Genomic DNA, 10,885 nt, shown 5'->3' with positions numbered 1-10,885 from the left:
TTTTCGAGTATCTCTCGTTGTTTGTTGATAGCGTATGAAAAGCATGTGATTTTCTCACGTATGTAGGAGTCGTTGAAGTAGAGCTCATGCAAATTCTCCTTAATCCTTTTTGCCATGAGTGTTGGATCATGATTAAGTAATGAAGACATCCATTCAGGAAGGGCTTTTTGCTTGTATTTTGCCGTAACTCTTATTTTATCTGCACATTGCAAAGAGTAGGTGTATAGAATTTCAAAGTAGGATTTGTAAAAATCAGTAATAGAGTCTTTTACAATGTTTCCATGAACGATTTCATCGTTCCAATTCTCAAATTCATAGGCCATATAATACCTACCCCCACTTTTTGTGGAGCCATTTACTTTAAACATGTCGCTTGATTTTTAAGTGGTTTTTTGACTTACAGTAGAAAGAGAAACAAGGTGTTTTTCTTTAAATTTCTTGAACTTGTTTTTCAATTTATCTTTACACACTGGCGAGTTGTAAAAGTCACGAGTTTCAATTTCGAAAAACACGCACATTTTCTGTACAGATTCGCTAGGAATATCCTTACTTACGAACGCTTTTCTGTAAATCCAGTCTATAAAGGTTCTTTTTGTTACTTGGCAAATTTCTGGCAGAAATTCCATGGCAATTTCATAATCTTCTTGAGATAGATTTCTTAATAAAGAATGCAAATTGTATTTGTACGGAATGTGTGGCATTGGATCAATTATTTAATGTGATGTCTTTCTTTAAGTAGCTTTATTTCTTTTTCTAGTGCTTTTACATGTATTTCTCTTCCAAATGAAGCCGTTCTAAGTATTACAACAAAAGCTCCTAGTATGGCATTAATGAGAATTGATAAAGGAAGTAAGTCATTCATGATTTAATCTTTAAAACAGTTGTTAGGACAGAATTCGCAATCAATTTCAAGTTCACAGCAACGTTGAAGGTTTGTTGCGCGCAACTGTTTTTGCTTTTCCTGTTCTTTTTTATGTTGGATTTGAATTGATGTAAGCAGGGTGAAAAGGAATAATACGAAACCTGCTATGTAGTAGAGCTTTTCCATTAGGATAGGTGTTTTTCGTATTCGGTTAGTAATTCTGTTAGTCTAAGGTTTGAGGTTCTTCCATTCCATACGTTACGAATTGATTCATATCCTTCATAACAGTTGAAACTTGGCTCGTTCTTTGCAACATATTCAGCGAAATCTTTTAAACTTAATTTGTGAGTTTTTTGGAGCTTAGTCTTGAACCTTTTAAAACGTCGCTTCAAGATTTCAGCAGTTGAAGTAGTTAAATAATTAATAGCACTCATGTTAAACTTTGTAAATTATACTTGTAGTTTAATCTGAAATACATATATTTGATATGCGAATTGATGTATAACAGATAATTGTTTAACACAAAGATATATGAAAAAGTCATATATCAAACTGAAAATACAAGAAAAGTACTAATTTAAAATGTATGATACATGGAAGATACAGTAAATACTAGGGTTTCGGAGCTTAGAAAATATTTGAATTTATCTCAGGCAGACTTCTGTCAATTGGTTGGAATGAGTACAGCAGGGCTTTCAAGAATTGAAAATGGTTTAACGAAAGCACATAAAAGCACATATAGAAAAATTATAGAGAGAACGAATTGCAGTGAAGATTGGTTATTTCGAGGAAAAGGAGAAATGTTCCCAAAAGAGCAGGAAACTGTGAGTGAGAGCGTGAGTCCAAAAAATTCAAATTGGACAGAAAAGGCATTTGAAGCGATAAAAAGTAAGAATGAGCATTTGGAACAGGAAGTCAAATACTTACGAGACATGCTAAAGCACATGATTACTGGAAAAGCTGAGTCAAATTTTCATAACGCTATTTCACCAGCTGGCATTTTCTTACAAGAAAGTGTGTGGAATAGTGTGAGTGCCCAACGAGCATAGGGCGCTAACAGCTTAACAGACAGAGAGTATTTTAAACCCTGACGGGTCACAAAAGAAAGTCCTTCACGAATAGTGAAGGACTTTTTTCGTTTTACGCCGCTGTGAATTGCATTCACATAAGGCGGAAAATGAAAAAAGTCATTATGATACGCAGTATCAGAATGGATTTTTATGTTTGGGTACTACCAATGCGAAGAGGATCACTCCAGTAATCCTGAAATTTCATAATAAGTCAAGAATTGCATTCTTGTAAGGCAGAAAATGAAAAAAGTCATTGCGATACGCAGTATCGAAATGGACTTTTATGTTTGGGTACTACCAATGCGAAGAGGATCACGCCAGTAATCCTGAAAACCTCTTGAGAAGATAGACAGCGAATCTCATTCAACTAAGTCCGGTATATATAAAATCGACACATATCCCTTCTAGACCCATTCTAAATTAATCTCATAGCAATCACTCTTTTATGATTTCTCTTATTTTTAATCCGCACACTATAAAACTACTATGGCTTTTAATCGTTTTGATCATTCTGTTTTGGGCGAAATTCGTCCGCGTTTTGAATTAAAGATAGACCTCGATCCCGATCAAGCCTTGCAACATTTGGAGGATAAAGCCAAAGGTGATCCTACGGTGGTTACGACAAAATCTAGACATTATATCTTTTTAAAAATACCCACTGCAGAACAACATTATTGGTCGCCAGAACTCTCAGTACGAATAGAAAAAGAAGAGTTTTCGGAGGATATATTGGTACATTGTTTATTGGGACCCAAACCTTCTGTATGGTTGTTCTTCATGTTCTGTTATGCTTTTATCGTTATCCTCTCAACCATAGGAGGTATTTTTAGTTTGGTAAAATATCAACAATACGATGACGCGAGTTGGCTATGGGTGATACCTGCTGGTATTGTTTTAACAGTATCCATCTTTTTTACTTCTAAATTCGGACAAAATAAGGGACGTGATCAAATGCTTCACTTGGTGAGTTTTCTTTATCATGGATTGGATGATGTTACAAGTGTTGAGCGCATTCATAAGTAAGACCATAAAAATAACGGAGTGCTTTACTTCCTTTGTAAAGCTATGTTGATACGAGAAGATTCCTTCTTTCCCTCGGGAGAGAGGGAATTTTTGTTTCTATTACTTGTGTCTATAAATATTTGGAGACTCATAAAGAAACTCAATAGCCTATGGTTGCTCAGTTATCTTAAGTACAGTACTTTTGCCCGCCAAAATTCAAAAAGGAGACGGGTATGCAATGTTCGGTTGAACCGAAAGCGATAAAAGAAGTAGCGGCAAATAATATTTTAACACAAGATCCTATCTGGGCTGAAATTAAAAGTAGACAGGGTGCACAACCTGTGGCTTTTGAAATCAAAGTAAGTGATGAACTGTTGTATGTATCTGGCGATGCTAACAAAACACATGTAGAAGATTTGATTGTTTATCTATACAGCATTGGTTCAGATGCATGTTTTGCCTACGTACCCTATGGTCCAAACCTCATTCCTGAAGAAGAAAATTATGGTTATTTCTTAGAAACGATTTCTGAGCAAATTAAAGATCAATTACCGGATAACTGCGTCTTTTTGCGCTATGATTTGCCTTGGGAAAATTTGTGGAGTAAAGAGGATGAGTTTTTCGATGAAAATCAATACTGGAAAGGTCCACCCGAAAATAAAACGCAAGAGTACCGTCTCAACTGGAACACAGCATATGGTAAACTGTTGAAAAGCAGAACCGACAACCTCCCTTCGAACACATTTTTCATTAATCTCCAACAAAGTGAGGAGGAGTTTTTAGCAGAGATGAAACCCAAAACACGCTATAACATTCGTCTTTCTAAACGAAAAGGAGTAGAGGTTCAACAATACGGTGTAGAAATGTTGGATGAATGGTATGCTCTGTACACAGAAACTACTCAACGCAATGGAATGCAATTGCAAGACAAGGATTTTTTTAGAACTGTTTTGGAGGCTGAGGGCAGAGAGGAAGAAAGTGATGTGCAATTATTAATGGCGAGTTACAAGGGGGAAATGTTAGCCGCCATGATTTTTGTTATTTCTAAGCAAAGAGCCACCTATTTATTTGGAGCTTCAACCGCTAAGCACAGAGGTTTAATGGCGCCCTACAGATTACAATGGGAAGCTATACAAAGAGCCAAACAAGCAGGTTGTATAGAGTATGATATGTTTGGGACCTCTCCACATCCTTATCCGTCGCATCCTATGTCAGGGCTTTTCAGGTTTAAACACGGTTTTGGAGCAGAACTTTTTCACCGCATGGGGTGCTGGGATTATCCCTTACAAGAAAGCGCTTACAAGATATACCGCGCCAAAGAAATCCAAGCCAAGAGTTTTCATAATAATTAATTGTAGTATAGTTTTTAGGGGGATAAAGAATAATGGTAAACTATTTTTAGTGAATACCAACTACTTTTAATTTTTAACCGTTTGTTTAGATAAGTTCTTGTTAGTGAGAAACTGAAACCTAAACATCCCCTTATGAAAGCTCTATTTACGTGCTTAGCAATCTTTATTTTATTTGGCTCTACGCACACATTATTTGCCCAAAATTGGACCGGAAATGTAGATTCTGTTTGGAATAACCCCTCAAATTGGTCAGCATGGCCGCTGAATGGACTAGATATAGAGATTGACCCTATTAATTACACGGGAGTTGGGGCTTCACCTTTTATAGATAGTACTTCTCTTTTCGTTCCAAACTCTATTGAAGTATTGGGTGGAGCGGTATTGACCATTAATGAGGATCTAAGCATAGGCAGCTCCCTGCTATGTTCAGGAGTGGGGTCTTCCGTAATTTTGAACTCAGATAACCTTACGATACAAAACGTGCAAGGAAACATCCATTTCTTAAATCAAGCAACGGGGAGTTTAAACTCTGTTCAATATACTTCAGGGGGTAATTTTATACTTGATCAAGGAGCTGAGATTGAACTCAGATATGCTACGATAGACACTTTACTTGTTTTAAATGGCGCACAGTTGACTGTGCTGAATGGAGTGGTAAATGTTGATTTTACGAGAGTAGCCAATGGAAATACACAACAATCTTCTGGTATTGCAGTGGAGAGTGCCAATTTTAATAATTCAGGGAATACGATTTATGAAGTTTCTTCGGGAAATTACTCGCCGTATTTCAAAACAGCTGAAGTTAGCACTTGGGCATCTGTATATTTTCAGGATACCTTTAAAGTGGAGGGGAGTGGAAACTATTCAGGTACTGTAGACCTTGATTTTTATAGAGGTTATGGAGATTTTAATAAAGCCATTATTAACAATGCCTCGAACGACGTCTTTTTCAATTTGAACATCGCAGAAACACATGCTTCTTCTTTTATGACGAATATTTTAATTGATTTGGACCATCCAGAGGATAGTATCCTTGTATATAACAATGAGTTGCTTTTTCATAACGATATAGGATCCAATGATATAAGTAAAATAGAGAGTGAAGGTGTAATAGATATTTCAAGTGATGATTTTAGATTTTTGAATGGGGTATATGTTTCCGGGAGTGGTCATTTTCAATTTAACGATGTAGGAATACTATCGGATACGTCCCTGCAGCAAAACACGCAAAACCCAATTTACGTAAGCGGAAACCTTAAAATGACCAATGGCTTAGGTTTAAACAGTCAAGGATTGGTCTTGAATGGAGATGGGGACCAAGTGGTTCAAAATATATTTTATCCTGGAACGGATGATACCTTGGCATTAAACTACTTAACCCTAGATAAACCTTCAGGAAAAGTAACACCCTTTGTTCATCTAAAAGTAATGGAAAACCTATCCTTAATAGAAGGTGTGTTGGATATGAGCGACTCTCTTTCTCTCATTTTTAATGATCAGGCAACGCACACTGGAGCCAATAATTTAAGTTATGTGAAAGGTGAGGTCATTAAATTGAATACACAAAACTTCACGTTTCCTTTAGGCAGTGCTGGAGTTTATGCGCCAATACGACTTTTGCCAGCAAGCTCTAATCAAAATTACAGTGCAAATTATTATAGAAATAACCCTGGAAATTTGTCCAATTTTACAACACCTACCGCAGCGGTGAGTAGTTTAGATTATTGGGAGATCAATTGTTTAAATGGAAGTATTGAAGTTCAAGTAGGGTTAAACTGGGAGGATGCTAGTCAACATGCATTAGGTTCTTGTTCTAACCTTAACTTGCTCGGCTTAGATGGAAACAGTTGGTTAAATAATTCAGCCACTGTATCAGGAATTTGTAATGGAAACAATTCAGGAGAACTGCTATCAACAAATAGTAATTTGAACTATCAACGATACACTTTGGGCTTAGGTTATCAACCTAATTTTGAAGAATTACCCATTTGTTTTGGAGATAGTGTATGGATAGGAGGGATGTACTATACTGATTCTTCTTCGGCTTTAGAAACATACACAGATGTTAATGGAAATGATAGTATCGTAATGTACGATTTGCAAGTGAGGCCAAAGTATTACCAAATAGACAGTGTAGCTCTGTGTAACGATGAAGTTTACCAAGTTGGAAATATCAATTATTCCAATGTAGAGGGAATCTTTCTAGATACTTTACAGTCTATTTATGGTTGCGACAGTGTGGTTGAGAGTCGTATTAAATGGACGGGAATAGAGGTAGAGGCAGAACAAGTTTTTAATTATATGGAAGGAATAATTGATTTTGTAGCTGCAGATACATTTGATTATACCTATCAATGGCTCGATTGCAACAACGGTCTGGCACCCATTCCTGGAGAAACAGATTATTACTATGCTCCCGATACAAGTGGACTGTATACTGTAGTAGTAGAATTGGAAGGATGTATAGATACCAGTGCTTGTGTACAATATATCAGAGATTATTCAGGAGTCGATGATGTAGATAAACCGAGAATTAGCATTTATCCGAATCCCAACCAAGGTGTAATTTTCTGCGAATTACCGCAAGCCTATTCGCGTGTAAATTTTGAAATAGTTGATATCAAGGGAGGTATTGTTTACCAAAAAGAGTTTTCTAATTCTTCAAAAGTTCAGTTAGCAACGGAGTTAACTCCGGGTGTATATGTGTTAAGGGTAAGTACGCCTACAAAGCGATGGGAGGAGCGGTTGATAATTGAAAAATAAGTTGTAATAAATGCTAAATGTTTTTAAGTCAGGTCACAAATTGTTCAACTGAATTTGTATTTTTAGAGGAATGAAAACCTTACTTAAAATCATCGTTGTAACCTGCATTACAGGAAGTGTATTTGCTCTATTTTATCATCAAGACACCCTGAAATCCTTATCGGTCTTTAAGAATTATGAAGTAGGTGATACACTAGATATCTATGAGAACGTAGTGGTGTATTACAACGGGAGTACGGGGAATGTTTCTGGGAGAAATACAACGGAAGATGGATATAATTTAGGATTGAAATACCAATGTGTGGAGTTTGTGAAGCGGTTCTACTACGAACGTTACAATCATAAAATGCCCAACTCTTATGGTCATGCTAAGGATTTCTTTAATAAAAACATCGATGATGCAGAACTCAATCCGGATAGAGATTTACTCCAATTCAACCATCCCTCAGTCAATATTCCGAAGGTAGGAGACCTTATCGTTTTCGACGCTTCCATCTTTAATGCCTACGGTCATGTAGCCATCGTTGCACATGTTGGTAAAGATGAAATTGAGATCGTTCAACAAAATACGGGAACGCAGAGTAGAAGCACTTACCCTATGAATTTTGAAAATGAGAAATACACCATCGGAGCGGTTGGCATTTTAGGGTATTTAAGAAGGAAATAATCTCTTTTTTCTGAATAGATCACCTTTAATTGATTGTTAATGTACCGTTTATGTACTTGTGAAAGTATTGATAGTTGATTGAATGTAGTTTGTCTTATAGATGATGTTGTTAATCTATTAACGGTTTAACTTCTTTTTTGTGAATAATTCACGGACTATTTTTGCACTCAAAATAAATGCGTGCATAGTTAAATGGTCAAAGGATATAAATTACAAATTAAGGGGTTATCTATTTTAATCGGTATTTTCATCCATGTACAATTTAGTTTTTCTCAATGTTCCGTCCGATCTAACAAAGGTGATTACACCGTTGAAATTTCATTGTCGCTTATAGATGTAAATGTTCTAAGCTCTGCTCCTTGTCCAAATGGATATAATTATAACGTCGATATAGAGTATAATGTAACCTATACAGGTACAAACTTTCCCTCAAATGGATTAGACAATCTTAATGGAAACCTAACGTGTGGTAACACGAATTTATTTTTTCACGTTCCCTCGACAGGCGGAGTAGGTACAACGACTACCGCTCAAAATTATATCAATCAAAATTGTCAAAATGCTAGTCCACAAAATTTAAACTGTAATACAGCGACGTTAAATATTAGTTATTACGGAGGAGGAGATGGTGATGACATTCCTTATCAAACAATAGATTGTCCACCGATAATACCGAGCGCACTTGATGTGAGTTTTCTGTATTCAGACCTTTCCGTGGACGCGGGGTATGCAACTTATTCCTGGACAACGGCTTCAGAAAAGAATGCTAGTCATTTTTTAATTGAACGCATGGGAGAGAATCAAAATTGGGTTTTAGTAGATACGGTAAAGGCGAGTGGTAGTTCCGATCAGGAGTCACATTATTTTATTGATGATAAAATCTATACAGAAGGAGTTTATTATTACAAGTTAAGAGAAGTGGACAATAATGGTGATACCACTTTTTTAGACCTTAAACACATTAACTACAGACCCGAACGGAACTTAACGGTTGTTCCAAACCCAGCTACGGATAAGGTGAAAATTCTAGGCATAGAAAAAGGAGATAAAGTAGTTTCAATTACTACTGCTAATGCACAGCAAATAGATATTAATTCTCTTGAATTGAAGGCGAATGATTCTACAATACAACTAGAGCTTTCTGAATTTCAAAAAGGCGTATACTTTATCTTACTATCGTCGGGAAGAAGCGTGAAATTTGTTAAAATTTAGTATTGCAGGTCCCATTTTCTTTAAATATTAATCGAACACCTACGCTTATTAACTGTTTTTAAAAACACCAATTGTTGCAGGTATTTTTGTTAAGTATACCTGTAGAATCATGATGAATATCAGGGTTTTGCAGAAAACAGCTAAACATTAAATACCCGTTACTTATCCTCCCAATTCTTGGTGGATTCTATTCTTCTTTATGGTCTCAGTGTACGATTGTTTCTAACAATGGAAGCTATATGTTGAATGTCTACCTCAACCCGGTACAAGTTATTCCTCTTCAAAGTAATTGTAATAATGGTTATGATTTTCAGGTGGCCGTAGACTATGTTATTACTGCCACTAGCGGTTATACAGCTGGAGACATTTTAGCGATGGATGCTGAATTGTATTGTTATGGGGCTACCGGAGCTGGTGCTTTTGTTCTTCCTTTAGATACTGCAAGTGGACAAATTTTAACGAGCTCTTTCAATACCCTTTCAACCAATTGTAATTCAGATACTCCAAATGATTTATTGTGTGATGGCTTCTATCTCCATATCAACGCCAAACAGGTAAGTTCTCAATATATTTATTGTATCCCCTCCGTACCGTTAAGTACAAGTTTATTAAGTGTTGATATTACCCATGAAAACCAAGACTTAAATTTAGAATGGGTAACCGCAACTGAATCAGAAACTAGAAGTTATTTAGTAGAGCATTTATACGATGAAGAGGATTGGCAGATGATGGAGGAAGTACAAGCACAAGGTTATTCAGAAATACAGACCTATTACCAGAGTACATTAACCAAGGCTAGGGTAGGAATACATTATTTTAAGCTATCTGAAATTGATTTAAACGGCGATACTACTTTTTTAAAATTAATGAGTTATGAAAAGTCATCTGCCAATAATATTCACCCTTATCCAAATCCATCTGCGGATGGAGGTTTTTCCCTACCAAATACAGATTTAGCACTAAACACCTTCAATATCTATGATAGTACGGGGAAATTGATAGGAAATGAAAAATATATTTTGTTTCAAAAAGGTGATGAAATAAAGGTTCAACTAAAAAATACAGAGAAAGGGTTATACTTTTTAAAAGACGACCAAGGAAATAGCTATCGCCTTATTTATATGTGATTGATTGAATAATAAGATTCGAAGAGAGTATATATTTTACATATTTCAACGGGTGTTTTAGTTTAGTGTAAAGTATTGGTATACAGTTGTGTAGCTTAAGTTTTTGAACTAATATTTTTTTATTTCAAGGGGAATTGTTGTAAATTGATATTCTAAACCTTTTTTACAACTATTACTATGAAGCGCTTAATACTCGCATTAAGCCTCCCCATGCTCTTATTCTCCTATAATTTGAGTGCACAGTGTTGGGTGGAGGCCAGCAATCATACCTACATGTTGTTTTTTGATTTTACCATTTTACAGGTAAACCCAGCTCAAAACCCATGTACCAACGGATATGATTTTACCGTAGATATTCAATACACGATTTCATCCACTGGGAATTATAAATCTGGTAATATACATAGCATTGATACTGAGTTACAATGTAACGCAGCATTAGCTCCCAATACAAGTTACTTTGCCTTGCCTTTAGATACATGTTCGGGGGTTACCCAAACCGATACACTCACCACGAATTCTACCAGCTGTGCCAGCGATACCCCAATCACCCTACTGTGCAACAATATCATTATTACTGCTATTGGGAAAATGTTCGCAACCTATGATCAGGTTTGTTTGCCAGGATTTGCACTCTACACCGAGTTGTTAACTACAGATATACGTTCCTCAGAAACCGGAGATATTACCTTTGAATGGTCAACTGCTGTAGAAAGAGATTCTAAATCCTATTTGGTGGAACACCTTTACGATGGCCAAGATTTTGAATTGCTAGAAGAAGTTCAGGCACAAGGTAATTCTGAAGAAATAACAGAATATTCCGTTACGCT

General features: G+C 36.1%; 11 protein-coding genes. 8 read left to right on the top strand and 3 right to left on the bottom strand.

Features of this window, described 5'->3' with window-relative positions; genetic code table 11:
- The 3 genes from AC22ZQ_RS08710 to AC22ZQ_RS08700 form a co-directional block, all read right to left on the bottom strand.
- On the bottom strand, positions 1 to 368 hold a 368-nt coding region (locus AC22ZQ_RS08710; RefSeq protein ID WP_318958394.1), incomplete at its 3' end, for a hypothetical protein.
- Between the two features lie 12 nt (positions 369 to 380).
- Positions 381 to 701, bottom strand: a complete 321-nt coding sequence (locus tag AC22ZQ_RS08705; protein WP_318958393.1) for a hypothetical protein — start codon at positions 699 to 701, stop codon at positions 381 to 383.
- Positions 702 to 709: 8 nt separating this feature from the next.
- Complete coding sequence (locus AC22ZQ_RS08700; protein WP_318958392.1) at positions 710 to 862, bottom strand: hypothetical protein; 153 nt, start codon at positions 860 to 862, stop codon at positions 710 to 712.
- A gap of 593 nt (positions 863 to 1,455) precedes the next feature.
- Between AC22ZQ_RS08700 and AC22ZQ_RS08695 the strand changes: the two genes are divergently transcribed.
- From AC22ZQ_RS08695 to AC22ZQ_RS08660, 8 genes are all read left to right on the top strand, one after another.
- Positions 1,456 to 1,911, top strand: coding sequence for a helix-turn-helix domain-containing protein (locus AC22ZQ_RS08695; protein ID WP_318958391.1), 456 nt, complete (start codon positions 1,456 to 1,458; stop codon positions 1,909 to 1,911).
- A 507-nt stretch (positions 1,912 to 2,418) separates the two neighbouring features.
- Positions 2,419 to 2,955 carry a hypothetical protein gene (locus tag AC22ZQ_RS08690; RefSeq protein ID WP_318958390.1) on the top strand — a complete coding sequence of 179 codons (537 nt, stop codon included), beginning with the start codon at positions 2,419 to 2,421 and terminating at the stop codon, positions 2,953 to 2,955.
- Between the two features lie 212 nt (positions 2,956 to 3,167).
- Positions 3,168 to 4,286, top strand: a complete 1,119-nt coding sequence (locus AC22ZQ_RS08685) for a lipid II:glycine glycyltransferase FemX (protein ID WP_318958389.1) — start codon at positions 3,168 to 3,170, stop codon at positions 4,284 to 4,286.
- 132 nt (positions 4,287 to 4,418) lie between these two features.
- A complete protein-coding gene (locus AC22ZQ_RS08680; RefSeq protein WP_318958388.1) occupies positions 4,419 to 7,049 on the top strand; it encodes a T9SS type A sorting domain-containing protein in 2,631 nt (876 codons plus the stop codon).
- 70 nt (positions 7,050 to 7,119) lie between these two features.
- Positions 7,120 to 7,716 carry a CHAP domain-containing protein gene (locus AC22ZQ_RS08675; protein ID WP_318958387.1) on the top strand — a complete coding sequence of 199 codons (597 nt, stop codon included), beginning with the start codon at positions 7,120 to 7,122 and terminating at the stop codon, positions 7,714 to 7,716.
- 192 nt (positions 7,717 to 7,908) lie between these two features.
- Entirely contained in the window at positions 7,909 to 8,928 is a 1,020-nt protein-coding gene (locus AC22ZQ_RS08670) for a T9SS type A sorting domain-containing protein (RefSeq protein WP_318958386.1), read from the top strand.
- A gap of 239 nt (positions 8,929 to 9,167) precedes the next feature.
- Positions 9,168 to 10,055, top strand: a complete 888-nt coding sequence (locus AC22ZQ_RS08665) for a T9SS type A sorting domain-containing protein (protein WP_318958385.1) — start codon at positions 9,168 to 9,170, stop codon at positions 10,053 to 10,055.
- Between the two features lie 177 nt (positions 10,056 to 10,232).
- Positions 10,233 to 10,885: hypothetical protein (locus AC22ZQ_RS08660; protein WP_318958384.1), on the top strand; the 653-nt coding region annotated here is incomplete at its 3' end.

The organism is Lishizhenia sp., from assembly GCF_057456495.1.
The sequence above is the reverse complement of the archived record's forward strand: the minus strand, read 5'-3'. Positions and strand labels throughout refer to the sequence as shown.

Bases quoted from the DNA above. Each gene is read 5' to 3' on its own strand.
- AC22ZQ_RS08690 (WP_318958390.1), top strand. From the start codon at position 2,419: ATGGCTTTTAATCGTTTTGATCATTCTGTTTTGGGCGAAATTCGTCCG.
- AC22ZQ_RS08670 (WP_318958386.1), top strand. From the start codon at position 7,909: ATGGTCAAAGGATATAAATTACAAATTAAGGGGTTATCTATTTTAATC.
- AC22ZQ_RS08685 (WP_318958389.1), top strand. From the start codon at position 3,168: ATGCAATGTTCGGTTGAACCGAAAGCGATAAAAGAAGTAGCGGCAAAT.
- AC22ZQ_RS08675 (WP_318958387.1), top strand. From the start codon at position 7,120: ATGAAAACCTTACTTAAAATCATCGTTGTAACCTGCATTACAGGAAGT.
- AC22ZQ_RS08665 (WP_318958385.1), top strand. From the start codon at position 9,168: ATGTTGAATGTCTACCTCAACCCGGTACAAGTTATTCCTCTTCAAAGT.
- AC22ZQ_RS08705 (WP_318958393.1), bottom strand. From the start codon at position 701: ATGCCACACATTCCGTACAAATACAATTTGCATTCTTTATTAAGAAAT.
- AC22ZQ_RS08680 (WP_318958388.1), top strand. From the start codon at position 4,419: ATGAAAGCTCTATTTACGTGCTTAGCAATCTTTATTTTATTTGGCTCT.
- AC22ZQ_RS08695 (WP_318958391.1), top strand. From the start codon at position 1,456: ATGGAAGATACAGTAAATACTAGGGTTTCGGAGCTTAGAAAATATTTG.
- AC22ZQ_RS08700 (WP_318958392.1), bottom strand. From the start codon at position 862: ATGAATGACTTACTTCCTTTATCAATTCTCATTAATGCCATACTAGGA.